Origin of the sequence: Geodermatophilus sp. DF01-2 (assembly GCF_004571065.1) — a bacterium.
Taxonomy (GTDB): Bacteria; Actinomycetota; Actinomycetes; order Mycobacteriales; family Geodermatophilaceae; genus Geodermatophilus.
The window spans coordinates 24,605-50,080 of record NZ_SPQN01000020.1 but is presented as its reverse complement, the minus strand read 5'-3'; the positions used below and the strand labels follow the sequence as shown (position 1 = coordinate 50,080).

At 74.1% G+C, this 25,476-nt stretch carries 24 protein-coding genes and 3 tRNA genes; 15 read left to right on the top strand and 12 right to left on the bottom strand.

The features are described 5' to 3' along the window. A partial coding sequence (locus E4P41_RS21985; protein WP_167760974.1) for a M23 family metallopeptidase occupies positions 1–543 on the top strand: 543 nt, incomplete at its 5' end. Between the two features lie 59 nt (positions 544–602). Here the strand turns inward: E4P41_RS21985 and E4P41_RS08180 are convergent. After that, positions 603–1,121, bottom strand: a complete 519-nt coding sequence (locus E4P41_RS08180; RefSeq protein WP_135140417.1) for a hypothetical protein — start codon at positions 1,119–1,121, stop codon at positions 603–605. Between the two features lie 156 nt (positions 1,122–1,277). Between E4P41_RS08180 and E4P41_RS08175 the strand changes: the two genes are divergently transcribed. The 3 genes from E4P41_RS08175 to mftG all read left to right on the top strand — a co-directional run bounded on the left by E4P41_RS08175 (position 1,278) and on the right by mftG (position 5,147). Continuing rightward, positions 1,278–2,144, top strand: coding sequence for an MBL fold metallo-hydrolase (locus E4P41_RS08175; RefSeq protein WP_135140415.1), 867 nt, complete (start codon positions 1,278–1,280; stop codon positions 2,142–2,144). A gap of 67 nt (positions 2,145–2,211) precedes the next feature. Further along, the gene (locus tag E4P41_RS08170) at positions 2,212–3,528 is read left to right on the top strand and encodes an AMP-binding protein (RefSeq protein WP_245177185.1); all 1,317 of its coding nucleotides are present in this window, start codon (positions 2,212–2,214) and stop codon (positions 3,526–3,528) included. Next, positions 3,525–5,147: a mycofactocin system GMC family oxidoreductase MftG gene (gene mftG, locus E4P41_RS08165; RefSeq protein WP_135140413.1), complete on the top strand. Its 1,623-nt coding sequence runs from the start codon at positions 3,525–3,527 to the stop codon at positions 5,145–5,147. Before E4P41_RS08170 ends, mftG begins: the two co-directional genes overlap by 4 nt. 41 nt (positions 5,148–5,188) lie before the next feature. On the opposite strand, the gene E4P41_RS08160 is transcribed toward mftG, so the two are convergent. After that, positions 5,189–6,661 carry an NAD(P)/FAD-dependent oxidoreductase gene (locus tag E4P41_RS08160; protein ID WP_135140412.1) on the bottom strand — a complete coding sequence of 491 codons (1,473 nt, stop codon included), beginning with the start codon at positions 6,659–6,661 and terminating at the stop codon, positions 5,189–5,191. A 132-nt stretch (positions 6,662–6,793) separates the two neighbouring features. Here E4P41_RS08160 and E4P41_RS08155 point away from each other — a divergent pair, with 132 nt between their 5' ends. The 4 genes from E4P41_RS08155 to E4P41_RS08140 all read left to right on the top strand — a co-directional run bounded on the left by E4P41_RS08155 (position 6,794) and on the right by E4P41_RS08140 (position 10,568). Continuing rightward, a complete protein-coding gene (locus E4P41_RS08155) occupies positions 6,794–7,396 on the top strand; it encodes a QsdR family transcriptional regulator (protein WP_135140410.1) in 603 nt (200 codons plus the stop codon). Positions 7,397–7,516: 120 nt separating this feature from the next. Further along, on the top strand, positions 7,517–8,653 hold the full coding sequence (locus E4P41_RS08150; RefSeq protein ID WP_135140408.1) for an NDMA-dependent alcohol dehydrogenase: 1,137 nt from the start codon (positions 7,517–7,519) through the stop codon (positions 8,651–8,653). Continuing rightward, positions 8,650–9,648: a MoxR family ATPase gene (locus tag E4P41_RS08145; RefSeq protein WP_348536471.1), complete on the top strand. Its 999-nt coding sequence runs from the start codon at positions 8,650–8,652 to the stop codon at positions 9,646–9,648. Before E4P41_RS08150 ends, E4P41_RS08145 begins: the two co-directional genes overlap by 4 nt. Beyond that, on the top strand, positions 9,630–10,568 hold the full coding sequence (locus E4P41_RS08140) for a vWA domain-containing protein (RefSeq protein ID WP_209307596.1): 939 nt from the start codon (positions 9,630–9,632) through the stop codon (positions 10,566–10,568). The genes E4P41_RS08145 and E4P41_RS08140 overlap by 19 nt, the downstream gene beginning before the upstream one ends. Positions 10,569–10,629: 61 nt before the next feature. Here E4P41_RS08140 and E4P41_RS08135 read toward each other — a convergent pair whose 3' ends face one another. Both E4P41_RS08135 and E4P41_RS08130 read right to left on the bottom strand, forming a co-directional pair. Continuing rightward, entirely contained in the window at positions 10,630–11,463 is an 834-nt protein-coding gene (locus E4P41_RS08135; RefSeq protein ID WP_135140406.1) for an alpha/beta fold hydrolase, read from the bottom strand. Between the two features lie 108 nt (positions 11,464–11,571). Continuing rightward, entirely contained in the window at positions 11,572–12,849 is a 1,278-nt protein-coding gene (locus tag E4P41_RS08130) for a helix-turn-helix domain-containing protein (RefSeq protein ID WP_135140404.1), read from the bottom strand. Between the two features lie 206 nt (positions 12,850–13,055). On the opposite strand from E4P41_RS08130, the gene E4P41_RS08125 reads away from it, so the two are divergent. From E4P41_RS08125 to E4P41_RS08105, 5 genes are read left to right on the top strand one after another with little or no spacing between them, the layout of a single operon-like run. Then, positions 13,056–14,228, top strand: coding sequence for a substrate-binding domain-containing protein (locus E4P41_RS08125; RefSeq protein ID WP_135140403.1), 1,173 nt, complete (start codon positions 13,056–13,058; stop codon positions 14,226–14,228). A 17-nt stretch (positions 14,229–14,245) separates the two neighbouring features. Next, entirely contained in the window at positions 14,246–15,772 is a 1,527-nt protein-coding gene (locus E4P41_RS08120; protein WP_135140401.1) for a sugar ABC transporter ATP-binding protein, read from the top strand. Further along, positions 15,769–16,830 carry an ABC transporter permease gene (locus E4P41_RS08115; RefSeq protein WP_135140399.1) on the top strand — a complete coding sequence of 354 codons (1,062 nt, stop codon included), beginning with the start codon at positions 15,769–15,771 and terminating at the stop codon, positions 16,828–16,830. The genes E4P41_RS08120 and E4P41_RS08115 overlap by 4 nt, the downstream gene beginning before the upstream one ends. Before the next feature lie 17 nt (positions 16,831–16,847). Next, positions 16,848–17,834, top strand: a complete 987-nt coding sequence (locus E4P41_RS08110; protein WP_135140397.1) for a phosphotriesterase — start codon at positions 16,848–16,850, stop codon at positions 17,832–17,834. After that, on the top strand, positions 17,834–19,342 hold the full coding sequence (locus E4P41_RS08105; protein WP_135140396.1) for an AMP-binding protein: 1,509 nt from the start codon (positions 17,834–17,836) through the stop codon (positions 19,340–19,342). The genes E4P41_RS08110 and E4P41_RS08105 overlap by 1 nt, the downstream gene beginning before the upstream one ends. A 13-nt stretch (positions 19,343–19,355) precedes the next feature. Here the strand turns inward: E4P41_RS08105 and E4P41_RS08100 are convergent, their stop codons facing one another. Beyond that, positions 19,356–21,392 carry a transglycosylase domain-containing protein gene (locus E4P41_RS08100; protein ID WP_135140394.1) on the bottom strand — a complete coding sequence of 679 codons (2,037 nt, stop codon included), beginning with the start codon at positions 21,390–21,392 and terminating at the stop codon, positions 19,356–19,358. A 164-nt stretch (positions 21,393–21,556) separates the two neighbouring features. After that, the gene (locus E4P41_RS08095) at positions 21,557–21,745 is read right to left on the bottom strand and encodes a hypothetical protein (protein ID WP_135140392.1); all 189 of its coding nucleotides are present in this window, start codon (positions 21,743–21,745) and stop codon (positions 21,557–21,559) included. A 188-nt stretch (positions 21,746–21,933) separates the two neighbouring features. On the opposite strand from E4P41_RS08095, the gene E4P41_RS08090 reads away from it, so the two are divergent. Continuing rightward, entirely contained in the window at positions 21,934–22,635 is a 702-nt protein-coding gene (locus tag E4P41_RS08090; RefSeq protein ID WP_135140391.1) for a phosphodiesterase, read from the top strand. Positions 22,636–22,855: 220 nt separating this feature from the next. Further along, positions 22,856–23,860: a glycosyltransferase gene (locus tag E4P41_RS08085; protein ID WP_135140389.1), complete on the top strand. Its 1,005-nt coding sequence runs from the start codon at positions 22,856–22,858 to the stop codon at positions 23,858–23,860. A 7-nt stretch (positions 23,861–23,867) separates the two neighbouring features. On the opposite strand, the gene E4P41_RS08080 is transcribed toward E4P41_RS08085, so the two are convergent. The 6 genes from E4P41_RS08080 to E4P41_RS08055 all read right to left on the bottom strand — a co-directional run bounded on the left by E4P41_RS08080 (position 23,868) and on the right by E4P41_RS08055 (position 25,453). Continuing rightward, on the bottom strand, positions 23,868–24,230 hold the full coding sequence (locus E4P41_RS08080) for a GNAT family N-acetyltransferase (protein WP_167760973.1): 363 nt from the start codon (positions 24,228–24,230) through the stop codon (positions 23,868–23,870). Positions 24,231–24,392: 162 nt separating this feature from the next. Next, positions 24,393–24,466, bottom strand: a tRNA-Phe gene (locus E4P41_RS08075). A 23-nt stretch (positions 24,467–24,489) separates the two neighbouring features. Next, a tRNA-Asp gene (locus E4P41_RS08070) sits at positions 24,490–24,563 on the bottom strand. A gap of 14 nt (positions 24,564–24,577) precedes the next feature. After that, positions 24,578–24,650: transfer RNA gene (locus tag E4P41_RS08065), tRNA-Glu, on the bottom strand. Between the two features lie 118 nt (positions 24,651–24,768). Next, positions 24,769–25,107 carry a hypothetical protein gene (locus E4P41_RS08060; protein WP_135140385.1) on the bottom strand — a complete coding sequence of 113 codons (339 nt, stop codon included), beginning with the start codon at positions 25,105–25,107 and terminating at the stop codon, positions 24,769–24,771. A 10-nt stretch (positions 25,108–25,117) separates the two neighbouring features. Further along, positions 25,118–25,453, bottom strand: a complete 336-nt coding sequence (locus E4P41_RS08055; RefSeq protein ID WP_135140384.1) for a hypothetical protein — start codon at positions 25,451–25,453, stop codon at positions 25,118–25,120. Positions 25,454–25,476 lie beyond the last annotated feature (23 nt).

The window sequence follows — 25,476 nt, the reverse complement described above, 5'->3', positions numbered from 1 at the left end:
GATCTCGCCGCCGCGGCCGCCGCGGCCCGCGCGGCCGCCCGCAGCTCGAGCTCGGGCTCGGGCTCGGGTTCGGGCTCGGGCTCGGGTTCGGGTTCGGGCTCGGGTTCGGGTGCGAGCGCGGGCGGCTCCGGTGGCTCCGGGCCCTACGTCAAGCCGACCTCGGGCCGCACCTCCAGCTGCTTCGGCTGGCGCTGGGGCGCCCTGCACGGCGGCGTCGACATCGCCGCGCCCATCGGGACGCCGGTCTATGCCGCGCACTCCGGCATCGTCCAGCGGGCCGGCACGGCCACCGGGTTCGGCTACGCCGTCTACATCCGCGGGGACGACGGCGCGGTGACCGTCTACGGGCACGTCAACCAGTACTTCGTCCGTGCCGGCGAGCGGGTCGTCGCCGGTGAGCAGATCGCCGAGGTCGGCAACCGGGGCCAGTCCACCGGACCGCACCTGCACTTCGAGGTCCACCCCGGCGGCGCGATGTACGGCGGTCAGGTCGACCCGGTCCCGTGGATGCGTGCCCGCGGCGCGAGCATCGGCGGCTGCTGAGCGGCCCCCTGTCCCCGCCACCCGCGAGCCTGCGAGTGGCGGGGGCAGGGGGGCCTCTCTCAGCCGGTGGGCGCCGCCGAGGTCAGGCCGCAGTTGGCGACGACGTACTCGGTCAGCGCGGTTTGCGCCGGTCCCAGGCCCTGGCTGACCTCCGCCTCGGCCGCGGCGTAGGCCTGCTGTCCCGCCGGCGTGCCGAGGTCGAGGGTGGCCGCCGTGTCGGAGAGCCGGCCGAACGCGTCGAGCAGGGCTTCCCAGTCGGGGGCGATCTCGGCCGGGGCCTCGACCTGCTCCAGCCGGGCGACGACGTCCGGCAGCCGGCCGGCCACCTCCTCGGGGGCGGTCGCGCCGAGCGTGCTCTGCAGCTCGGTGAAGGCGCTGGTGATGTCGGTGCAGAACGTCTCGGCGGCGGGGTCGGGGGCCGTCGTCCCGCTGGGCGCGGCGGACGACGACGTCGCCGGCGCGGAGGTGCTGGACGCAGCGGCCGGCTCGTCGTCTCCGGACCCGCCGCAGGCGGTGAGCAGGACGACGGCGACGGCCCCCGCGAGGGCCGAGCGGAGCAGCGGGGCGGGGGAGCGCATGCATCGACGGTATCCGCCGGTCGCGCCCCGGAAGAGGGCCCCCTGCTCCCCGCCCCTCGTAAGAGGACCCCGTCCTCCCCACCCCTCGCAGGCTCGGGGCGGGACCCGGGACGGGGCCGGGGACCCTGCAGGGGGCCGGCGGCTACCGTGCCGAACGTGAGCACCCCGGCCGACCCGCGCAGCACCTGGGACCTCCCCGCGCCGGGGACCATGCTCCGGACGGCGCGGCTGGAGCCCTTGGTCACCCGCGTGCTGGCGCCGAACCCCTCGCCGATGACCCTCGACGGCACCAACACCTACGTGGTGGGCGCCCCCGGCAGCGGGCAGGCCGTGCTGGTCGACCCCGGTCCCGACGATCCGGCGCACCTGGCCGCGGTGGAGGCCGCCTTGGCCTCCCGGGACGCCCGGTGCGTCGCCGTCCTGGTCACCCACCACCACGGCGACCACGCCGAGGCGGCGCTGCCGTGGGGCGAGCGGTTCGGCGCGCAGGTGGCGGCCGCCGACACGCGGGTGGCCGGGCCGGGCGGCCGGGTGCTCGAGCCGGGGGAGCGGCTCGCACTGGCCGGGACGACGCTCGCCGTCGTCCCCACGCCCGGGCACACCGCCGATCACCTGGCCTTCCGGTTGGAGTCCGGCGCGGTGCTGGTCGGCGACCACGTGCTGGGCCGGGGGACCTCGGTGGTCACCCACCCGGAGGGCGACGTGCTGGCCTACCTGGCGTCCCTGCGGCGGGTGCACGACCTGGGCCCGAGCGCGCTGTACTGCGGGCACGGACCGGAGCTGACCGAGGACCCGGGCGCGGTCCTGGACTTCTACCTGGCCCACCGGGCGTTCCGGGAGGGGCAGCTGCTCGCGGCGATGGTGCGCGGTGCCCGGACGGTCGACGAGCTGGTGGCCGACGTCTACGCCGAGGTGCCGCGGGAGGTGTGGCCGGCCGCGGCGCAGTCCACCCGGGCGACGCTGGACAAGCTGGCCGCCGAGGGGCACGTCGTGCTGGACGGCGACCGGGTGCGGCTCCCGTGAGCGAGCAGGAGCGTGAGCATCGCAGCGAGGAAGGAGCGAGGAGCGGAGCGCCCCGCGGGAGCGAACCATGGGCGCCGTGAGGGACGTCGCGGTGGTCCGCGCGGCCGGGAGCGAGCGCGACCAGCGGCGGGCGGCGGCCGCGCTGCGGACGGCCGGGCTGGGTCCGGGCGACCGGCTGCTCGTCTCGGCCGCCGCCTCCCCCGCATTGCTGGCCGTCGTGCTGGGCGCGCTGCGCACCGGCGTCGTCCCGGTGGTGCTCGACCCTGCGCTGCCCGCCGCAGAACGGGCCGCGCTCGCCGAGGACGCCGACCCGGCCCTCGACGCCGGCAGCGACCCGGCGCGGCTGCTGAGCGGGGACGACGAGGCCGAGCTGGCCGACGTCCCGCTGGCCCGGCCGATGCACTACACCTCCGGCACGACCGGTCGCCGCAAGGGCGTGTGGTCCGGGGTGCTGGCCGCCGACGACGCCCGCGCGCTGGCTGCCGAGGAGATCGAGCTGTGGGGCTTCGGCCCGGCCGACCGGCACCTGGTGCTCTCCCCGCTGCACCACTCGGCGCCGCTGCGGTTCGCCGTCTCCACGCTGCTGGCCGGCGGGGAGGTGCTGCTGCCCGGCCCGTTCGACGCCGTTGGCGCGGCGGAGGTCATCACCACGGAGCGACCCACCACCACGTTCTGCGTGCCCACCCACCTGCAGCGCCTCCTCGCGCACGGCGGCGTCGACTGGTCGTCGTTCCGGCGGCTCGTGCACGCCGGGGCGCCCTGTCCGGAGCCGCTGAAGCGGGCGGTGCTCGCCGCGCTGCCCGAGGGCAGCGTGTGGGAGTTCTACGGGTCCACCGAGGCCCAGTTCACCGTCTGCTCGCCGGAGGACTGGCTGGCCCACCCCGGCAGCGTCGGCCGGGCGCGGCCGGGGCGGCGGCTGGTGACCGACGAGCGCGGGCAGCTGTGGTGCGCGGTGCCGCGCTGGGCCCGGTTCGAGTACTGGCGGGCGCCGGAGAAGACCGCGGCGGCCCGGCGCGGCGACCTGGTGACCGTCGGCGACCTGGGCCGGGTGGACGGCGACGGGACGGTGTGGCTGGACGGCCGCCGCGAGGACCTGGTGATCTCCGGCGGGGTGAACGTCTACCCGGCCGAGGTGGAGGCGGTGCTCGACGCGCACCCCGGTGTCGTGGAGAGCGCCGTCGTCGGCGTCCCCGACGAGCAGTGGGGGCAGCGGGTCGTCGCCGCCTACGTGGGCACCGCCGCCCCGGACGACCTCGCCGCCTGGGCCCGGGAGCGGCTGAGCCCGGTCAAGCGGCCCAAGAGCCTGCACCCGCTCGGCGAGCTGCCCCGCACCTCGACCGGCAAGGTGCGCCGGCTGGACCTGCCGGAGGCGCTGGGGCTGTGACGGGCGGGTGGGACGTCGACGGGGAGGACGTCGTCGTGGTGGGGGCCGGCACGTCCGGCGCTCCGCTGGCCGCGCGATTGGCCGACGCCGGACGGCGGGTGCTGGTGCTGGAGGCCGGCGCGGACCACGTCGAGTTCCCGCACGTGTTCACCGACGCCGCCCGGATGGGCGCGGCAGTCCCCGGGCACCCGGCCAACTGGGACCTCACCGGGGTGCTCACCGAGGAGGTGACCTTCCCGGTGCCGCGCGGCCGGGTGGCCGGCGGGTCCAGCGCGCTCAACGGCGGCTACTTCGTCCGCGGCACCCGGGCCGACTTCGACGGCTGGGCCGCCGCCGGCAACGACCTGTGGTCGGCCGACGCGGTGCTGCCGGCGTTCGTCCGGCTGGAGGCCGACCGGGAGTACGGCGACCGGCCCGGCCACGGCGCGTCCGGCCCGGTCCCGGTGCAGCGACCGGAGCACGACCACCCGCTGTCCGACGCGCTCGGCGCCGCCGCCGCCGAGCTGGGCTTCCCCGCGGAGCCGGACAAGAACGCCGGCGGGCCGCCCGGCTGGGGACCGGTTCCGCTCAACGTGGCCGGCGGGGTCCGGGTGAACACCGCCATGGCCTACCTCTCGCCGCGCCGCGGGAACCCCGGGCTGACCGTGCGCGGCGGCGTGCACGTGCGCAGGGTGGTCGTCGAGTCCGGCCGCGCGGTGGGCGTCGAGACGGCGGACGGCGTCGTCCGCGCCGCCGAGGTGGTGCTCGCCGCCGGCGCGGTCGGGTCGCCGGCGCTGCTGCTGCGCTCGGGCATCGGGCCGGCCGACGAGCTCCGCGCCCTGGGCATCGACGTGGTGGCCGACGTCCCCGGGGTGGGGAGGGACTTCACCGACCACCCGGACGTCTACGTCACCTGGCGCCCGGCCCGGCGGCTGCCGATGCCCCGGGACCTGCATCCGCTGCACAGCGTCCTCAACGCCACCGCCGACGGTTCGACGGTGCCCGGCGACCTGGAGGTGCTGCCCTGGCTCAAGCCGTTCAGCCGGGTGATGGTGGCGCGGACCTCCGCCGGGGTCGCGCGGGTGCTGCGCCGGCCGGGTGCCACGCTGCGGGCGCTGCGCGGCGCCTCGCTGCACCGGCTGCTCGACACCGCGCGGCGTCGCGACGACCTGTTCCTCGGCGTCGCGCTGCAGCGGGAGGACAGCCGCGGCCGGCTGACGCTGACCGGCACCGACCCGCGGGTCCAGCCGCGGATCGAGTACCGCTACCTCACGACCGACTCCGACCGGCGGCGGATGCGGCAGGGGGTGCGGCTGGCGGCCGAGTTGCTGCGGACGGTGGCGATGGCCCCGCTGGTCGCCGGGCGGACCGGCCTGCCCGACGACGTCCTCGCCTCCGACCGGGAGCTGGACCGTTGGATCCGCCGCTCCCTGGCCACCGCGGTGCACCTGGCGGGGACGGCGCGGATGGGGCCGGACTCCGACCCCGGGGCCGTGGTCGACCAGCACCTGCGGGTCCGCGGGGTCCAGGGGCTGCGGGTCGTGGACACCTCCGTCATGCCCACGGTCACCTCACGCGGCCCGGCGGCGACCGCGGTGATGCTCGGTGAGCGGGCCGCGGAGCTGATGACCGGGACCTGACGCCCGTCCCTGGCGCGGGGCGGACGGGCGCCAGCGCCCGGTCAGGCCGTGGCGGACTGGAGCATCTCGTAGTCCTCGACCTGCAGCTGTCGGGTCGCCTGGCGGTAGTCGTCCACGCTGCCCGACCAGTTGTTGGTGATGTGGCCCTCCGCGGTCTTGTACCAGCTGTTGCAGCCGCCGGCGAAGGCGGTGCTGCGGAGCTGCTCCTGCAGCTGGTCGTTGTACCGCTGCATCGCGTCGGCGCGGACGTCGAGGGCGACCGCGGAGTGAGCCTCGCGGGCACGCAGTGCCTGGAGGACGTAGTCGTACTGGCACTCCAGCATGAGGATGATCGAGTTGTGCCCCAGGTTGGTGTTGGGCCCGTAGAGCAGGAAGAAGTTGGGGAAGCCATTCACGGTTATGCCCAGGTAGGCGTGCGCGCCGTCCTGCCAGATGTCCCGCAGTGACCGTCCGTCGCGCCCGGTGATCTCGAGACTGCCGAGGAAGGAGAGCGTCTCGAACCCGGTGGCGAAGACGACGACGTCGAACTCGTGGACGGTGCCGTCCTGGGTCCGGATGCCCTCCGGCACGACCTCGGCGATGCGGTCGGTGACCAGCTCGACGTCGTCCCGCATCAGCGCGGGGTAGTAGGTGTCGGCGACCAGGACGCGCTTGCAGCCCAACGGGTAGTCCGGCCACAGCTTCTCCCGGAGCACCGGATCGGGGACCTGTGTGTCCAGCAGCTCGCGGGCGATCCGGTAGAACTCGTCGAGCACCGGGTTGCTCTCGAGCTGCATCGCGCCGACCCAGCTCTCGTGCTCTGCGTAGAAGGCCTCGCGGCTCTCCCGGAGGCGGGCGGGGTCGCTGAAGGTCCGCAGCTCCTCGGGGTCGTAGGGCCGGTCCATCCGGGGCACGTGGTAGTTCGCCGAGCGCTGGAAGACCGTGAGGGAGGCGACCTGCTCGGCGATCTCGGGGACGATCTGCACGGCACTGGCGCCGTTGCCCACGACGGCGACCCGCTTGCCGGTGAGGTCCACGTCGTGCCGCCACTGCGCCGAGTGGAAGGCTTCCCCGCGGAAGCTCTCCCGGCCGGGGATGCCCTTGAAGGAGGGACGGTTGAGCTGGCCCCAGGCCCCGATGAAGAGCTCGGCGCGGATCTGCTCGCCCGAGACCGTCTCGATCACCCACGCGCCGCCGGCGTCGTCCCAGGTGGCCCGACTCACCTCGGCGTCGAGCCGGATGTGCTCGGCCAGCCCGTGGCGCTCCACGAAGGAGTCGATGTTCGCCCGGATCTCGGGCTGCTGCCCGTAGAGCCGGCTCCAGTTGGGCTGCTCGTCGTCGAAGGCGTACCAGTACAGGTGCGACTGCACGTCGCAGGCGGCGCCGGGGTAGGTGTTCTCCCGCCACGTGCCTCCGATGGCGTCGGCCTTCTCCAGGATCACGAAGGACGTCTCGCCCTCCATCCGGAGCCGGGCGGCCATGCCGAGGCCTCCGATGCCGGCGCCCAGGATCGCCACCTTGTACTCGTCGCTCATGACACTCCTCGGGGAAGGGTCCCCTGGCCTGCCGCCCGGGGAGAGACGGTCTTGCCGACGGGGCGCGCCGGCTGCTGAGGTCGTCGATGACCGGCTGCGGCCCCGCGAACGACCGGAAGTGTGATCTGTGCCATGACGCTGCCCGAGAGGCCTGAAACAGTCAAGGACTCTGTTTCAGGCGCTCTCGCCGCGCGAGCGCACGAGCTGGCTGCCGAGTGGCTCGTCCACGGTCGGCGGCTGGATATGCAGGCGCTCGCGGCCGAGCTCGGGATCTCGCGGGTGACCCTCTTCCGGCACGCAGGGGGCCGCGAGGCCGTGCTCGGTGCGGCGTTGTGGCTGCTCACCCGGCGGACCTTCGCCGCGGCGGAGCGGCAGTGGGACCTCGCACCCGACGGCGGGCTGCGCTCGGTCGGCGTCATCCGGATGTTCAACGAGGCTGTCTCGTCGGCCCCGGCTCTACGCCGGCTCCTGGACCAGGAGCCCGCGCTGACCATCCGCGTGCTGACCGACCCGAGGGGCGCGATCCAGTCCGGCGTCGTCGCCGCGGTGGAGGCGCTGCTTCGGCGCGATGCGGAGGACGCCGGCCTGCCCCTCCTCGCCGAGCCCGGTGCGCTCGCGTTCGCGCTCGTCCGCATCGGCGAGTCGTTCCTCTATGCCGACGTCCTCGCCAACCGGGTGCCCGATGTCGACACCGCCAACCGGCTGCAGCGGGCGCTCATCGAGGGACCGTCCTGACCGGTCGGTCCCGGTGTGGTGCGTCCGGCCCTCGCAACGGGGTGCCGTTGTCTAGCCGGCGCGCTCTGGTTACCGTCGCCGACGATGTGAGGAGACTCACCCCGTCCGTGAGGAGAACCGGTGAAGACGAAGGCCGCAGTGCTCTGGGGAACGCACCAGGACTGGCAGATCGAGGAGGTCGAGCTCGACGACCCGGTGGCCGGGGAGGTGCGGATCAAGCTGGCCGCCTCGGGGATGTGCCACTCCGACGAGCACATCCGGGAGGGGGACATCCAAATCCTCCCGCCCGGCGATTTCCCGTTCATCGGCGGGCACGAGGGCGCCGGCATCATCGACAAGGTCGGCCCCGGGGTGACCAGCCTGAAAGAGGGCGACCACGTCGTCCTCGGCTTCATCCCGGCGTGTGGCCGCTGCGAGTCCTGCTCGACCGGGCACCAGAACCTGTGTGACAACGGGGCCACGCTGATCACCGGCCAGATGATCGCCGACGGCGGTTACCGGGCGCACGTCAACGGCAAGGACGCCGCCACCATGTGCCTGCTCGGCACCTTCTCGCCGTACGTGGTGGCCCACGAGTCGTCGGTCATCAAGATCGACGAGGACATCCCGCTGGACAAGGCGGCGCTGGTCGGCTGTGGCGTGACGACCGGATGGGGCTCGGCGGTCTACGCCGCCCAAGTCGAGGCCGGGGACACCGTCGTGGTCATCGGCATCGGCGGCGTCGGGTCCAACGCCGTGCAGGGCGCCGCCCTGGCCGGCGCCAAGCGGGTCGTCGCCATCGACCCGGTGGAGTTCAAGCGCGAGCAGGCCATGGCGCTCGGGGCGACCCACACCTTCGCCAGCATGGAGGAGGCCGTGGAACCGCTGCGGGAGCTCACCCGCGGGAAGATGGCGGACAAGGCCATCATCACCGTCGGCCGGATCGAGGGCGCCCAGATCGCCGAGATGATGGCCTTGATCAAGAAGAACGGCACCGGGGTCGTGACCGGCATGGGCGACATGACCGCCTCGGACGTCAGCCTGAGCCTGTTCGACCTGGCGATGATGCAGAAGCGGCTGCAGGGCTCGATCTTCGGCAGCGCCAACCCCCGCTTCGACATCCCCAAGCTGCTGGGGCTCTACCAGGAGGGTCAGCTCAAGCTCGACGAGCTGATCACCAAGACCTACCGCCTCGAGGACATCAACCAGGGCTACGCCGACATGCTCGCCGGCAAGAACGTCCGCGGCGTGATCATGTACGGCGAGGAGGACTACTGACCGCTCCGGAGGGCGGCGTCGGGCTCGACGCCGCGCTGTCCGACCGCCTGCGGGAGCAGGTGGTCGGACGGCGCCGCGAGGTCGAGCTGGTCCTCGCCGCGCTGCTGGCCGGCCGGCACATGCTCCTGGAGGGGCCGCCGGGCACGGGCAAGTCCACGTTGCTGCGCGGGCTGGCGCAGGCGGCAGGGTTGCCGTTCGAGTTCGTCGAGGGCAACGCCGAGCTGACACCCGCCCGGCTGGTGGGCCACCACGACCCCTCGAGGGTCATGAGCGAGGGCTACGCCGAGGAGGTCTTCGTCGACGGGCCGCTCAGCGCGGCCATGCGCAGTGGCGCCCTGCTGTACGTGGAGGAGATCAACCGCGTTCCGGAGGAGACGCTCAACGTCCTGATCACGGTGATGAGCGAGGGGGAGCTGCACGTGCCGCGGCTGGGGCGGCTCGTCGCGGCCGACGGGTTCCGGCTGGTTGCGGCCATGAACCCGTTCGATGCCGTCGGCACCGCCCGGATCGCCTCGGCCATCTACGACCGGACCTGCCGCGTCCGGATGGACTACCAGGACGCCGAGGACGAGACGGAGATCGTCCGTCGCAACGCCGCGCGGGTGGCGGTGGACGACGGGTTTCGGGCACAGGTGGTGGACCTGGTCCGCCGCACGCGGTCGCACCCGGACGTGCGGGTCGGCTCCTCCGTGCGCGGGGCCATCGACCTGGTCCTGGTGGCCGCCGCACTGGCCGGGCTGCGGAAGGCCGCGCCGGTCGACCCGGCCGTCTCGCTCGACGCGGCCCTCACTGCCCTTTCTGGACGCCTCCGGATGCAGGAAGGGTCGTCCCGCACCGCCGAGGACGTCGTCCGGGAGCTGTGGGCCCAGGTCTTCGGGCCGCCCCCGCCGGGCGCGGAGGAGGACGAGGCCCCGGGGGAAGCCCGCCGGCCGGGCCCGGCGTACCGCCGGGCCCGGCCGGCCCAGACCCCACCGGGGTGCAGCGCCCCGACCTGACCCTCGAGGGCGAGGACGCACAGGCCGAGATCGCCGAGGCCGGGCGTCGCACGACCTCCCGCCGGGATCTGGCGCGGGCGCCGGTGTTCGAGCAGCTGTCCCCGCGGCTCGGGGAGCTCGACGAGACGGCCTTCGAGGACGCGCTGGCTGCGGACCCCGACGCGGCCCTCGGTCTGCTCGCCGACATGGCCGGAGCCACTGACCCGCGGCTGCGCGCCCTGGCCCGCCGGCTCGCCGGCCGGGTGGCGGTGCGGTTGGGGCGCCGGGGGCCGGCGCGGCAGCGCGGCATCGGGAGGTTGCGCCGGATCCGGCTGGAGCCGGGCGGGGACCTCGACGTCGAGGGCAGTCTCGACGCGCTGCTCACGGCGGCCGCGAGCGGGCAGCCGCCAGCGGTGGAGGACCTGCGCGGCACCGCGTGGGCGAGGCCGGCGACCGCCCTGTGCCTGCTCGTGGACCGCAGCGGGTCGGTGGGCGGTGCACGCCTGGCAGCGGCGTCGCTGGCCGCGGCGGCCGTGGCGCTGCGCGCCCCGGACGACTACAGCGTCGTGGCGTTCAGCGACCGGGCGATCGTGGTCAAATCCCAGGACCGGCCCCGGCCGGCCGCAGCCGTGGTCGACGACCTGCTGCAGTTGCGCGGACACGGGCTCACCGACCTCGCGCACGCGCTGGACACCGCACGGGCCCAGCTCGAGCGGTCGGTGGCACCTCGCCGGCTGACCGTCCTGCTGTCGGACGGCCGGCCGACGAGCGGCCCCGACCCGGTTCCCTACGCGCGCCGACTCGAGGAACTCGTCGTCGTGGCACCGGCGGACGACGCGGTGGAGGCCCGGGCCTTCGCCGCGGCGTCCGGAGCGCGGTTGTCCACGGTTGCCGGCCCCTCGGGCATCCCGCGCGCCCTGGAGTTCCTCGCCGAGGGCTGACCCTGCGCCGTAGTCCGGGAGCACTCCGGGGCTACGGCGCAGGGTCAGGAGCGGCGGCGGGTCAGGAGAGGCGGTGCTGGCCGAGGAACTCGAGCACCATGGGGACGAACTCCTCGGCACGCTCGACGCCGAGGGCGTGGCTGGACCCCGGGCCGGTGAACATCTCCAGCCGCGCTCCCGGGATCTGCTCGGCGACGCGCTGTCCCTGCCACGGCGGGGTCAGCAGGTCCTGCTCGCCGGCCACGACGAGGGTCGGGGCGGCGATCCTCCCGAGCCGGTCCTGGGTGTCGTGGGCGATGTCGGCATCCCACTGCTCGGCGGTCGTGGCCATCTGGGCCTCCGTGCTCGGGAACAGCGGCAGGAGCTGCTCGACCAGCGCCCCGAACTCCGGGCTGTCGAGCAGCTGCGGGGAGAACGCCATCCCCAGCGCCCCGAGGGCGGCCTCGAGGTCGCCGGTGCGCCAGGGATGGGCCAGCGCGGTGAACACCGACCGCTGCAGGCCGTCGGTCCGTCCCCAGGTGCACAGCAGGACCAGCGAGGCCACCCGCTCCGGCGCGGTGAGGGCGAGCTCCTGGGCGACGGCGCTGCCCAGGGAGTAACCGAGGACGTGCGCCCGCTCGATGCCCAGCGCCTCGAGCAGCCCCTGCGCATCGGCGGCCAACGTGCTGACGCTGATCTCGCCCGCGCCGCGCTCGGAGCCACCCATGCCCCGCAGGTCGTAGGTGATGACCCGGTGGCTGCTCGCCCAGACCTGAGCGGTCTCGGTCCAGAAGCCCAGCGACTGGCTGGTGCCGTTGACGATGAGCAGCGGGTCTCCGTCTCCGTACTCCTGCACGGCGACGGCGATGTCGCCGACCTGGACGGTGCGGGCGTCGTGGACGGTCGGTGCGCTCAACGGGCCTCCCCTGCAACGCTCCGCCGTTCTGTTACGGCGGACGGTGTGGCGCACTCCACCACATCCGGGGTCCCGGAGCCAGCCCCGGATGGCGACCGCACAGCTCGGTCAGACCTCGAGGCCCGGGAGCGTCCCGCCGTCCACCTGCTGCATCTGCAGGGCGACCAGCCCCGCCTGCAGCAGCCCCACCCCCCGGCTGGTCGAGAGCTGGACGCCGGTCAGGGCCACGATCCGGTCCAGTCGCTTGTCCAGGGTGTTGGGGTGGACGTGGAGCGCCTCGGCAGTGTCCCGCCGGCTGCGCTCGTGTGCCAGCCAGCACCGGGCCGTGGTGAGCAGCTCGGGGTGTGCGGTCAACGGTTCGAGCAGCGCGGCCAACCGCTCGCGGGCCGGTCCGGGCTGGGCGTACTGGTGCTCCAGGACGAGGTCGTCGGAGGAGTACAGGCCGGCCGGACGGCCGAGGAGCCGGACCAGGTGCAGCAGCTCGCGGGCCTGGCCTGCCGCAGCGGGCAGCGCGGTCAGGGACGTCGCCGGCACGGCGACGGCCGTGGGTTGCGCTCCTGCCGCCCGGCCGAGCAGCTGCACCACCTGCGCGGTCTCCGCGGGGCCGGGCAGGTGTGTCGCCGTGCCGGGCAGGAGCACCAGACCGCCGGCCGGGGACAGCGACGACAAGGTGGCCGCACGCCCGGGCAGCCGGTCGACCACCGCCTGCACCCGCCGGACCTTCCGCCGTCCGGCCACCTCGGGGTCGACGGCCTCGTCGCGTTCGTCGTCGGTCGCTCCCACGTGGAGCGACACCACGAGGTAGGCCTCGGCGATCACGACGCCCAGCCGCTGCGCGAGTGCGGCCGGCGTCCGGCCGTCGAGCACGTCCTGTACGAGGCTGCGCCAGGCCGAACCCTCGTGGTGCTCGATGGACCGTCGCTCCTCCATGTAGGCCTCGGTGACCGCCTGCAGCATCGCCTGCAGGTAGCGCTGGAGGTACTCGGTGAAGCCCGCCACCTGCGCCTCGCACCCACGGGGAACCTGCTCGACGAGCATCTGCCACGTCACCCGGTTGCCGATCACGTACGCCATCAGGACGGCGTCTAGCGGCACCCCCTCCTCGGCCCGGCGGGCCGCGCCTGCCGAGGCCGCGGTGAGCTCGCCGTGCGCAGGCAGCCGATCCTCGCGGCAGCAGCGCACGAAGGCCGCCATGTTGTCCCGGCACACCTGCGCGATCTCGCCGCGGAGCTGCTCCTCGGGCAGCCGGCGGTAGAAGGGGATCTCCTCGACGAACCCGGTGAGCATGCGCCGCACTGCCTCACCCAGCCGGCGGTAGACGGCCTGCACCAGGTCGGGCGGCGGGGGTGGGGGCGACGGCGACAGGACCGGGGAGAGGCTGCTCACGGTCTCCTCGGCTGGCGGTGGGAGCGGCGGATCGTCACCCGTCCAGTGTGACCCCTCACACAGTCGCGTCCTCAAGGGTAGGAGCACAACCCCTGCCCCCTCGGAGTGGTCCTGGACACACTCGTGCCACTCGCGGCCGGTCGTGCTGCGTCGAGGAGGAGTCTGTGTCCCGATCCCCACGGTCCCGTCTCGCGGCTCTCGCCGCCGTGGCCTCTCTCTCACTCGTCGCGGCCTGCGGTGGCTCCGAAGCCGACGCCGAGGCCGGCGCCGGCGCGGAGGGTTCCGGCACCGACAGCGAGATCGTCGCCGAAGCCCAGGCCGCCGTCGAGCAGAACCGTCGCGGCACCGACCGCGCCCTGCCCGACAGCTCCCCGGCTCCCCTCCCCGACCAGAACATCTGGGTCATCTCGTGCCTGGAGGCCGGTGAGGGGTGCTCGGCACCCGCTGCCGGAGCCAAGGAGGCGGGCGAGGCGCTCGGCTGGGACGTGACCGTCTTCGACGGCAAGGGCACCCCGGACGGATTCGCCGAAGGTATCCGCACGGCGATCGCCGACCAGGCCGACGGGATCATCCTCGACGTCGTCGACTGCGTCGCGGCCAAGAGCGCGCTCGAGGAGGCCAAGGCCGCGGGGATCCCGATCTACGCCTTCTACTCGCTCGACTGCGACGACCCGCTGCTCGGCGAGGGCGGCGAGCCGCTCTTCGACGCCGAACTGCAGTACGAGGAGGGGCGCACCTACGCCGAGCAGGTCGAGGACGTCTACTCCAAGAGCGTCGCGGACTACGTGATCGCGGAGACCGACGGCCAGGCGAAGGTCATCCAGTTCATCGAGGACGACATCCTGGTCGCCCAGCACCTGTACAAGGGGTTCGCGCGTCACCTCGAGCCGTGTGGCGGGTGCGAGATCGTCGCGCAGGTCCCCTTCACGCTGACCGACCTGGCCACCGGGCAGCTGCGGGCCAAGGCCGCGGCCGCGCTGACCCAGCACCCGGACGCCAACGTCGTCTACGTCCCCTACGACGCGGCGCTGACCCTCGGCATCGCGCAGGCCGTGACGGCCTCGGGCCGCGACGACGAGCTGCTGGTCACCGGTGGCGAGGGGCTGTCGCCCAACATCGGGTTCGTCCGCGAGGGCAAGGGCCAGGACATGATCGCCGGCGCCCCCGCCCGCTGGGTCGGCTGGGCCGCGATCGACGGCATGAACCGGCTCCTGCAGGGCGAGGAGCAGGTCGACCCAGGCATCGGCCTGCAGACCCTCGACACCTCCTCCCCCTCCCTGCCGACGGAGACGACCTTCTACGACGGCAACATCGACGAGGAGGGCAAGCCGACGCAGGACTACGAGGCCAACTACCGGCGCATCTGGGGCCTGTCCTGACCGCTGGCAGCGGAGGCGTGCCGGACGTCGTCCTGCACGCCTCCGGGCTGAGCAAGACCTTCGGCCCGACGACGGTCCTCACCGACGCCTCGCTCGCGGTCGGCCGGGGCGAGGTGCACGCGCTGCTCGGCGGGAACGGATCGGGGAAGTCGACGCTGGTCAAGCTGCTCGCCGGCGTCCACCGGGCCGACCCGGGCGGCACGATCTCCGTCGGAGGGGCGTCGACGCCGGCCGAGCGCTGGTCGGCCGAGGTGGCCAGGCAGCACGGGCTGCACTTCGTGCACCAGGACCCGGCGGTCTTCCCTGCGCTCAGCGTCGCGGAGAACATCGCCATCGGGCACGGGTTCGTGACCGGCCGGACCGGCCGCATCGACCGGAGGGCGACCCGCCGGCGCACTGCCGAGGTGCTGGAGCGCTTCTCCATCCCGGCGACGCCGGACATGCCGGTGGCGGCCCTGCGGCCGGCCGACCGGGTCATGGTGGCCATCGCCCGCGCGCTGCAGGACCAGGAGGACGCCCACGACGGCGTCCTCGTGCTGGACGAGCCCACCGCCTCGCTCCCCGCCTGGGAGGTCGAGGTCCTGCTCACGGCGCTGCGCCGCTATGCGGAGGCCGGCCAGACCATCGTGTACGTCAGCCACCGGCTGGGCGAGGTCCTCGGCCTGGCGGACACGGTCACCGTGCTGCGCGACGGGCACGTGGTCGGGTCGCGCGCGGTGTCCGGGATGACCGAGTCCGGGCTGGTCGAGATGATCGTCGGGCGACCGCTGGACCGGGTCTTCCCGGAGCCGCGTACCGCACCGCCGGGCGAGGTTGCGCTGTCGGTGCGCGGTCTGGTTGCCGGGCCACTGCGGGGCGTCGACCTGGAGCTGCACCGCGGGGAGGTGCTCGGCGTCGCCGGTCTGCTGGGGTCCGGGCGCACCGAGCTGCTGCACGCACTGTTCGGTGACCTCCCCACGACCTCCGGCGAGCTCCTGCTGGACGGCCGGCCGCTGCGGGTCCGCGGGCCGCGCGAGGCGATGCGGGCCGGGCTCGCCCTCGTCCCCGAGGACCGGGGGGCGGAGGGGTTGTTCGCCGGCATGTCTGTGCGCGCGAACCTGTCGGCCACCGTCGTCCCCTCCTACTGGCGCCGCGGGCGGCTCCGGCACCGCGCCGAGCGCGACGACGCCCGCCGGCTCGTGCACCGCTACGGGGTCAAGCCGGCCAGCGACCTGCCGCCGGCCGGCACGCTGTCCGGCGGCAACCAGCAGAAGGTCGTCCTGGGCCGCTGGCTGCGCCGCGAGCCCGCGGTCCTGCTGCTCGACGAGCCGACCCAGGGCGTCGACGTCAACGCCCGCGCGGACATCTACACCCACGTGCGGGCCGCGGCCGACCGCGGCACCGCCGTCCTGCTCGTGACCTCGGACTTCGAGGAGATGGCGCACGTCGCCGACCGGGTCGTCGTCCTGCGCGAGGGTCGGGTGGCCGCCGAGCTGCGTGCTCCCGACATCACCGCTGACCGTCTCACCGAGCTCTCCTACCTGACCGCGGAGGTCCCCGCATGACGACCGGCTCCACCCAGGAGACCTCGGAGCAGGTCCCGGCCACCGACAGCGACGCCATCCGGTCGGAGACCCCGGTCACCGGGCCACCCGCACCGTGGACCGCCCGGGCCATGCCGTTCGTCGAGCGGTACGCGCTGCTGATCCTGTTCCTGCTGCTGTGCCTGTTCTTCAGCGTCTACGAGCCGACGAGCGGCACGTTCGCGAGCTCGGCCAACTGGCGCAACATCCTCGGCAACGAGGCGGTCATCGCGATCACCGCGCTCGCCTCGATCATCCCGCTCACCTGCGGGCAGTTCGACCTGTCCGTCGGGTCCGTGGTGGGGCTCTCCTCGATCGTCACCGCGAGTGCGGCCGCCGAGCACGACCTGCCGGTCGCTGTGGCGATCGGCCTCGGCGTCCTCTCCGGCTGCCTGGTCGGGCTCTTCAACGGCGTGCTCGTCGCGCGGATCGGGGTCAACGCGCTCATCGCGACGCTGGGCACGGCCACGCTGGTCGCCGGGCTGATCTCCCTCTACACCGCCAACCAGGTCATCAGCATCGGCATCCCCGAGAGCATCACGGCGCTCGGTTCGGGTACCTGGCTCGGGCTGCCGCGGACGGTCTTCACGCTCGCCGTCGTCGCGTTCGCCGTCTGGTACGTCCTCACGCAGACCCCGTACGGTCGCTACCTGACCTCGGTCGGGGTCAGCCCGGGCTCGGCCCGGCTGGTCGGCCTGCGGGTCGACCGGTACGTCCTGTCGAGCTTCGTGCTGTCCGGCGGCCTGGCCGGGGTCGCCGGCGTCCTGCTGCTGGCCCGGGCTGGCACGGCCAATCCGGCGGTGGGACCCGGGTTCACACTGGCCGCCCTGTCCGCCGCGTTCCTGGGGGCGACGGCGATCAAGCCCGGCACCTTCAACGTGGTCGGCACCCTGCTGGGGGTGCTCTTCGTCGCCGTCAGCGTCAACGGCCTGGTGCTGGCGGGGGCAGCGGACTGGGTGCAGCCTACGTTCAACGGCGCGGCGCTCATCATCGCCGTCGCGCTGTCCACCGCGATCGCCCGGCGCCGCGCCGGCCGCTGACCCCCAGGAGGAGAACCGTGCCCCAGGTCCAGACCGTCAAGGGCCCCGTCGACACCGCCGAGCTCGGCCAGACCCTCATGCACGAGCACGTCTTCGTGCTCAACGCCGACGTGCAGCAGAACTACCCGGAGGAGTGGGGCAGCGAGGACGACCGGGTCGCCGACGCGGTGGCGAAACTCAGCAAGCTGGCCGGCACGGGCGTCCGGACGATCGTCGACCCGACGGTCATCGGGCTGGGTCGCTACATCCCCCGGATCCAGCGGATCGCCGAGCAGGTCGACCTCAACATCGTCGTGGCCACCGGCTGCTACACATACGACGACGTCCCGTTCTTCTTCCACTACCGGGGCCCGGCGCTGAACGAGGCCGTCGGCGCCGAGGTGCCCGACCCGATGGTCGACATGTTCGTGGGCGACATCGAGAACGGCATCGCCGGCACAGGAGTGCGGGCCGGCGTCCTCAAGTGCGCCATCGACCACCAGGGCATGACCGCCGGTGTCGAGCGGGTGATGCGCGCCGTCGCCAAGGCGCACCGCGCGACCGGGGTCCCGATCACCGTGCACACGCACCCCGGCAGCCGGCAGGGGCTGGCGGCCAAGGAGGTCCTCGACGACGAGGGCGTCGACCCGCGGCGCGTCGTCCTGGGTCACAGCGGCGACACCACCGACGCCGACCACCTCTCGGAGCTGGCCGAGGCGGGCTTCGTCCTGGGGATGGACCGGTTCGGCATCAACCTGGACACCACGTTCGAGGCGCGGGCCGACATCGTCGTGGAGATGTGCCGCCGGGGGTACGCGGAGCAGATGGTGCTGTCGCAGGACGCCTCCTGCTACATCGACTGGCTCGCGCCGGGGGTCATGGACCTGCTCCCGCAGTGGCACTACACGCACATCCACGAGGAGGTGCTCCCGTACCTACGACAGCACGGGGTCACCGAGGAGCAGATCGAGACCATGCTGGTGGCCAACCCGCGGCGCTACTTCGAGAACGTGGGGGCGTACTGATGGTGCTGCGGCCCTTCGACGAGGCGGGGATCGAGCGCGACGCGGCGGGGGTCAAGCGCTACGTCGACCTCCCCGACTCCGTCGTCGCGATGGTGCGGACGTCGGTCGAGCGGGATCCGGAGGCGGAGGCCGTCGTCGAGGTCGACGGTCCGCGGCTGACCTACCGGGAGCTGTGGGACGCCGCCGCCCGGGTGGCCGGCGGGCTGCGCGAGGCCGGGGTCGGTCGTGGCGACCGGGTCGCGATCCGGCTCGGCAACGGCGTCGACTGGGTGCTCGGGTTCCTCGGCACCCTGATGGCCGGCGGCGTCGCTGTCCCGGTCAACACCCGGTTCACCGACGAGGAGGCCCGCTACGTCGTCGAGGACAGCGGCGCCCGGGTGGTGCTCGAGCCGGGCTCGTCCCTGCCGGACGGGGCGCCCACCGTGGAGGAGGGGCTGGGGCGCGGCGACCTGGCGGCGATCTTCTACACCTCGGGCACGACCGGGTTCCCCAAGGGGGCGATGACCAGCCACGAGAACTTCCTGACCAACGTGGAGAACGCGCGCCGGGTGGTGGGGCTGCCGCACGAGGACCCGACGCTGCGCAATCTCATCTCGGTCCCGCTGTTCCACGTCACCGGTTGCAACAGCCAGTTGCTGCCCACCCTGCAGGCCGGCGCGGCGGCGGTGGTCATGCCGGTGTTCGAGGTCGGGCGGTTCCTGCGGGTCATCCCGGAGGAGCGGATCGCCGTCGTCACGACCGTGCCGGCGATCTTCTGGCTGGCGATCGGCCAGGAGGAGTTCTCCTCCGTCGACGTCAGCGGCGTCCGGTACGCGACCTACGGCGGCGCGCCGATCGCCCCGGACCTGGTCCAGGCGATCAAGCGCAGCTTCCCGTCGGCGCGGGTCGGCAACGGGTTCGGGCTGTCGGAGACCTCCTCCATCTCCACCTTCCTGCCGCACGAGTACGCCGACACCCACGCGGACTCGGTCGGTTTCCCCGCCCCCGTCGTCGACCTCGACCTGGCCGACGTCGACCCGTCCACCGGCGTGGGAGAGCTGCTCATCCGGGGCGCCCACGTGGTGCAGGGCTACTGGAACAAGCCGGAGGCCACCGAGCAGGCGTTCGCGGGGGGCTGGTTGCGCACGGGCGACCTGGCCCGCATCGACGCCGACGGCTTCACCTACATCGTCGACCGGGCCAAGGACATGATCAACCGCGGCGGGGAGAACGTGTACTGCGTCGAGGTCGAGAACGTCCTCGCCGCGGCACCCGGCGTCTTCGAGGTCGCGGTGGTCGGTGTGCCGGACTCGATGATGGGGGAGAAGGTCGGCTGCGTCGTCGTCCCCACGCCGGGGGCCGACGTCGACGTCGCGGCCGTCCTCGAGCACGCCCGCGCCCACCTGGCGGACTTCAAGGTCCCCCAGTACGTCGCGGTCCGCACGGAGGTGCTGCCCCGCAACCCCGGCGGCAAGGTGCTCAAGCCGGTGCTGCGCCGGGAGACGGAGTGGGGCGCGCCCCTGCGGTGACCGTCCCCGGCGGTCAGGCGGGCGGCGGCGGGTCGAGCGGGATGCCGGGTGGTGGGAAGAGCGCCGGCGGCTGGGCCGAGAGGACCGGCAGCATCGCGTCGTGCCAGACCTGGCCGCCCAGCCCGCCGCCGAACCCGCCGACGTCCACGTTCGCCGTCGGGTGGAACAGCATCACGCTGGCGGCGTACTGCGGCGTGTAGCCGACGAAGGCGACGGAGAAGCGGTCCTGGCTGGTGCCGGTCTTGGACGCGACCTGGTGGCCGGGGATCGCGGCCCGCAGCCCCGTGCCGAAGGGCAGGGTCGTGCCGCCGACGAGCATCTGGTTGAGCGTCGTCGCGATCTGCGGCGACACCGCCTCCGGCGTGCACGAGGCGCCGGTGCCCACCGGGCTGCCGTCCTGCCGGGTCAGCGGCTGCCCGTGCCGGTCGAGCACCTCGGTCACCGGGACGGGGTCGCACTGCGTTCCGTTGGCGGCGAGGGTGGAGTAGGCGCCGGCCAGCGCGAGCGGGCTGGTCGCCTCCGGACCGAGCGGAAAGGACCCGCGCTGCTCGGCGACGACCTGGTCGGCGACCGGGTCGAGGGAGAACAGGCCCATCCGCTGGGCGGCGCGGACCGGTCCCTCGACGCTGCCCAGCTCGTCCGTCAGGGCCACGACGTAGGTGTTGGAGGAACGGACGATCGCCTCGTGCATGGAAAGGGTCGGCGGGATGCCGTCCCCGACGTTGGAGACCGTGTAGGGATCGGTGCCGTTCCGGTAGACGCGCGAGGTGTAGGGATCGCTGGTGGTGATCGTGTGCCAGGGCGGCAGGCCGCGCTCCAGCGCCGCGGTGGCCACGAACACCTTGTAGGTCGAGCCGGCGCCCTTGCTGGCGGCCACGTTCAGGTTCACCGACTCCTGCGCCGGGTCGTCGGCGTCGTAGCCGAACACCCGGTTGACGCTCATCGCCTGCACGTTTCCGGTGCCGGGCTCGACCGCGGTGAACGTCACCGCCACCGGGTCGCCCATCGGCAGGCTGGCGAGCACGGCCGCGTCACCGGCGCGCTGCAGGTCCGGCCGCAGGGTGGTGCGGATGGTCAGCCCGCCGTCCTCAAGCTGTTCCTGGGTGAGGCCGAGCGTCCCGATGAGGTACTGCTGCAGGAAGTCGCAGAAGAAGCCGCCGAGCGCGGCCCCGGCGCAGCCGTTGGGCGGCGCGGGGGCCGGGGAGGTCTCGACCGGCCGGGCCGAGACCTCGGCGAGCTCCTGGTCGGTGATGTGGCCGTGGGCGTGCATCCGCTCGAGCACCACGTTGCGCCGCTCCTGGGCGCGCTCGGGGTCGGCCAGCGGGCTGTCCGACGCCGGCGTCCGCACCAGCCCGGCGAGCATCGCCGCCTGCGGCAGGGTGAGGTCGGCGGCATCGACGCCGAAGTAGGCCTGCGCGGCGGCCTGCACGCCGTACGCACCCTCGCCGAAGTACACGACGTTGAGGTACCGGGTGAGGATCTCCTCCTTCGAGTACTCCTCCTCGAGCGCGAGGGCCAGCCGCGCCTCGCGCAGCTTGCGGGTCAGGCTCTGCTCGGTGGCCGCCTGCCGCTCCTCGGGGGTGACGGCGGTCTGCAGCAGCGTCTGCTTGACCAGCTGCTGGGTGATCGTCGAGCCGCCTTCCTCGACGGAGCCGGAGCTGACGTTGCGCACCAGCGCCCGTAGCGTGCCCTGGACGTCGAGGCCGTTGTGCTCGTGGAAGCGCTCGTCCTCGATCGAGACCAGCGCCTGTTCCATGACGTCGGCGATCCGGTCGGCACCCACCGGCGTGCGGCTGTTCCGGTAGAAGTACGTGATCACCGACCCGTCGGCGGCCAGGACGGCGGTGTTGCCGGGCGGGGTGGCGTCGGTCAGCTCGACCGGGAGCGGGGCGAGCAGCGCGGCCGAGCTGCTGGCGGCCAGGCCCGGTCCGACCACCCAGGGCACCAGCAGGGCGGCGAGCAGCGCCCCGGTCAGCGGCAGGGCCAGCAGCAGCCCTCCGGCCGCGCGCAGCCGGGGGTGGGGATGGCCTGACCTGTCCGACCGTGCCATGTCGTCCTCGCCGCGCCTGGGGCCACCCGGGGGAAGTGGTAGGCCGCGGTCCGATCATCGCGCAGGGCGACGACCCGGGACAGGGGAACGGTCTCGGAGGTGTCGGAGCGTCCCGGCGGCGCGCTGCCCGCAGCCGCCGGGACGCCGGACCAGGGGGCGCCGGATCAGGGGGCGGCCGGGAGCTCCGACGTCGGCGCGGACCAGGCGTCGGGGTGGCGGCGGCCGGTGTCGGCGACCCAGCCGTTGCCGGTGCGCGACCGGGGAGCCGGGCGGGCGCTCAGCGCCACGATGAGGGCGAGCAGGCCGACGAGCCCGACGAGGACACCACCGATCACCAGGAACGTCGTGAGCATGTACTGAACGTAGGCGCCGGGCTCTTCCGTGTCACGTGGCGGAAGTCCACCGAGCACGGGGCCGGAGTTGGCCATGTTCTGCGGACTCGGTCTCACCCGCCACATCCGTCCCAGGCGGATCGGCACCGCTGGACGCAGGCTCGCCGGACTGGGTATGGGCCCGGCATCCCGTCGACAGGAGGACGCCCGTGAGCGACCTGCTCGCGACGGCCGGGCGCGCCGTCGCCGTCCCACTCGGTGCGCTGGCCCGGTGGCGTCGCGGCAAGCCGATGCACCCGCGGGGCGTGGTCCTCGAGGCGGTGCTGGAGCGCTCCGGTGGGCCGGCCGGGTGGGGGGTGCCCTGGCTGGCGGGCGCCGGCGAGCAGGAGGCGCTCGTGCGGCTCTCGCGCGGGGCGGGGCTGCCCGCGCCGCTGCCGGACCTGCTGGGCCTCGCCGTCCGCCTGCCCGGGCCGCAGAGCCCCGTGGACCTGCTGCTCTCGACCTCCGGACGGGGCCGGCTGACCCGCTGGGTCCCGGTGCTCCGCAGGGACGCCGCCGCCACGTTCACCTCGATCATGGGCTACCGCTCGGCCGCCGGGCCGGTGTTCCTCGCGGCCCTGCCCGGGCCCGCGTCCGGGCCGGTGACCGCAGAACCGGGGCCGGTGGTGGCGGCGGCGCGCGCCGGCCGGCTCGCCTACACCCTCGCCGCGGCCCGCGGGACAGGGGCCTGGCAGCCGTTCGGCCGGCTGCGGCTGCACGGCCCGGTCCCCGGGGTCGACCCCGACCTGCGCTTCGACGCCGTCCGGAACCCGCCGCCGGACCTGGTCCCCGACGGGCCGATGGCCCGGTTCCGGGCGCCGGCCTACGCGGCGGCACGCGAGGCGCGCGACGCTCGCGAGGCCGCGGGATGACCGCGCCGGGCCGCGCGCCGGGAGTCCGCGGCCGCCGACTCCGGCTGACCGCCCGGCCGGGTCGGCTCCCCGGACGTGACCCGTTCGGGTGGCCATGTGCACTCCGGGTGACCGCACGGGTTGGATGGGAGGCCGGTGGGTAGTACACCAGCACGAGCCAGTTCCGTCGGAGTCCCGCCCCTGCCGTCGCAGTGCGCGGCCGCAGGAGGAGTACCGCCGCGTGAACCCCGCCGAAGCCCCGGAGGGTCCCGGGATCCGGGTGGTGGCGGTCCCGTACTCGGATCCCTACGTCGACGCCGTGCTGCCGGCGGGCGTCGTCCGGGTGGGGCCGACGCAGGGCCCCAGCCCCTGGCTGGACCCGGCCTACCTCACCGCGCACGCCGACGGCGTGGACGTGGTGCACCTGCACTCCGGTTTCGGGCACCTGCCGGAGGACGAGGTCGTGAGCTGGGCGGAGACGCTGCGCCGGAACGACGTCCCGCTGGTCCTGACCGTGCACCAGCTGCGGGACCCGGAGCAGTCGACCCGGCGCCGGCACGACGCCCACCTGGAGGCGCTGCTGTCGACGGCGGAGGTGGTCTTCACGCTCACCCCGGGCGCGGCCGACGAGATCGCCGCCCGCTTCGGCCGGACGGCGATCGTGGTGGCGCACCCCACGATCGTCGAACCGCTGCCCGAGCTGGGCGCCGAGCGAGGCCTGGTCGGACTGCCGCTGCGCGCCCCGTGCTCCGCGCTGCCCGACCCCGCGGGCCTGGTGCGCGCGGCGCTGTCGGGCGCGGTGAACGGCGGCGGGCGGTTGCGGGTCTTCCTCGACGACGACGTCGAGCCGCCACCGGTCTTCGCGGCCGGGGACACCCTGGAGTACCTGCCGCGGAAGGCGGACTCCTGGGCGGCGCAGCTGCAGGAGCTGCACGCCGTCGTCCTGCCCGAGTGCTGCGGCACGCACTCCCGGGACCTGGAGGTCTGCCGGGACGTCGGCACCCGGGTGGTGGCGCCCAGCTGCGGCTGGTTCGCCGACCAGTGGTCCGACGTCGTGACCTACGACAACGACGAGGAGCGCGGCCTGGATCCCGTGTCGCTGGACGCCGCGGTCGCCGCGGCGCTCACCCGGCCGGTGCCCCGGCCGGCCGACCGGGCCTGGCGGGACGAACAGCGCGCCGCCGTCCGGGCCGTGCACGAGCAGGTGTACGCCCAGGTGGCCGCCGACCGGCTGTCGTCGGGCTGACACCCGCTCACAGCTGCAGCTTGAACCCCACGTGCGAGGCGGTGAACCCCAGCCGCTCGTAGAAGCGGTGCGCCTCCGGACGCCGGGTGTCGGTGGTGAGCTGGACGAGGCCGCAGCCGCGCCGGCGGGCCTCGTCGCGGGTCCAGCCGAGGACGGCCGCGCCGATGCCGCGCCCACGGAGGTCGGACCGCACCCGCACGGCCTCGACCTCCAGCCGCGTCGCCCCGCCCCGGGACAGCCCTGGGATCTCGGTCAGCTGCATCGTGCCGACGACGTCCTGGCCGTACGTGACGGCGAGCAGCAGCTGGGCGGGATCGGCGTCGATCGCGGCGAAGGCCCGGCGGTAGCAGAAGGACCCCCTCCTCCCCACCCCTCGCAAGCTCGGGGCGGTGCCCTGGAGGGGGCCACGGGGACGTCGTCCGTCGTCGCCCGCCGCAGTCCGACGGCCATGCCGCCGGGGGCGAGCGTGGTGGGGAGTTCGGTCACCCCGGCAGTCTGCCCGGCCGGTGCGGTGGCCTGCGCGGGGGATGTGTGGGCAGGGGCGGGGTCGAACCGCCGACCTCTCGCTTTTCAGGCGAGCGCTCGTACCGACTGAGCTACCTGCCCCTCCCGGTGTCTCCACCGGAGAGCGACCCTGACGGGACTCGAACCCGCGACCTCCGCCGTGACAGGGCGGCGCGCTAACCAACTGCGCTACAGGGCCTTGCTGTGGTGCTGTGCCCCCAACGGGGTTCGAACCCGTGCTACCGCCTTGAAAGGGCGGCGTCCTGGACCGCTAGACGATGGGGGCTCGTGTTCGCCGGGGGCAGCGAGAACTCTACATGCTTCGTGGAGCGCGCTCGGCGCGGGGGGCCCGTGTCCCTCGCCACCGCCGCTTCGGTGCCCCTCGCGCTCGCCGTTCTCCCTGGTCAGCGCCGGATGTCGTACCTCGGTCCTGCGGCCGCGGTGACGCGCTCGAGGACGTCGGGACGGGCGCGACCCGGATCTCGCCTGATGCGCGAGAGCGACTGCCCGCCGCCGTCCGGGCCCGGGGGCACGGTGTGCACGAGGGAGTCCTCGCGCCGGAACCGGACGACCCGCGCCTCCACCGTCCGATCGGCCAGGTGCAGCGTCGTGCTGCCGTTTCCGAAGAGCTCGTCCACGGCTCGTTCGAGCAGCGGTCCCCACCGCCGAGCGGTCGGGGAGTGCCGGTCCAGGTACGCCTGTGCCGGGTCGACCAGCCGGAGCAGCAGCTGCGGCAGGGCCATGCCCGGGGCCTCAGCCCAGCGAGGCGGTCAGCTCCACGGAGTCCGCCTCGACGGTGGTGCACTCCAGGGTCAGGGGCCCGGCGCTCACCGTCTCGCCCTCGGCGCAGGAGACGCCGGCGTTGCCCACGCCGAGGGACGCGCGTCCGTCCTGGACGCCGTCGAAGGACAGCGACGTCCCGAGGATCTCGACCTCCGGCGCGTCGCCGGACAGCGTCACCGAGCACTCGCTGCCGCTGCAGGAGAGGTTGTCCGTGCTGAACGAGCAGGCGGTCAGTGGCAGCAGCGTGAGGCCGCCGGCGAGGGCTCCGGCAGCGAGCCGGGCGGCACGCGAGGTCGTCGTGGGCATGCGCCGAGGGTAGGTCCGCCGGG

Excerpts from the sequence above, each read along its gene's own strand:
- E4P41_RS08155 (WP_135140410.1), top strand. The coding sequence starts at position 6,794 with ATGACGCTGCCCGAGAGGCCTGAAACAGTCAAGGACTCTGTTTCAGGC.
- E4P41_RS08055 (WP_135140384.1), bottom strand. The coding sequence starts at position 25,453 with ATGCCCACGACGACCTCGCGTGCCGCCCGGCTCGCTGCCGGAGCCCTC.
- E4P41_RS08100 (WP_135140394.1), bottom strand. The coding sequence starts at position 21,392 with ATGGCACGGTCGGACAGGTCAGGCCATCCCCACCCCCGGCTGCGCGCG.
- E4P41_RS08180 (WP_135140417.1), bottom strand. The coding sequence starts at position 1,121 with ATGCGCTCCCCCGCCCCGCTGCTCCGCTCGGCCCTCGCGGGGGCCGTC.
- E4P41_RS08095 (WP_135140392.1), bottom strand. The coding sequence starts at position 21,745 with ATGCTCACGACGTTCCTGGTGATCGGTGGTGTCCTCGTCGGGCTCGTC.
- E4P41_RS08115 (WP_135140399.1), top strand. The coding sequence starts at position 15,769 with ATGACGACCGGCTCCACCCAGGAGACCTCGGAGCAGGTCCCGGCCACC.
- E4P41_RS08060 (WP_135140385.1), bottom strand. The coding sequence starts at position 25,107 with ATGGCCCTGCCGCAGCTGCTGCTCCGGCTGGTCGACCCGGCACAGGCG.
- E4P41_RS08170 (WP_245177185.1), top strand. The coding sequence starts at position 2,212 with ATGGGCGCCGTGAGGGACGTCGCGGTGGTCCGCGCGGCCGGGAGCGAG.
- E4P41_RS08160 (WP_135140412.1), bottom strand. The coding sequence starts at position 6,661 with ATGAGCGACGAGTACAAGGTGGCGATCCTGGGCGCCGGCATCGGAGGC.
- E4P41_RS08105 (WP_135140396.1), top strand. The coding sequence starts at position 17,834 with ATGGTGCTGCGGCCCTTCGACGAGGCGGGGATCGAGCGCGACGCGGCG.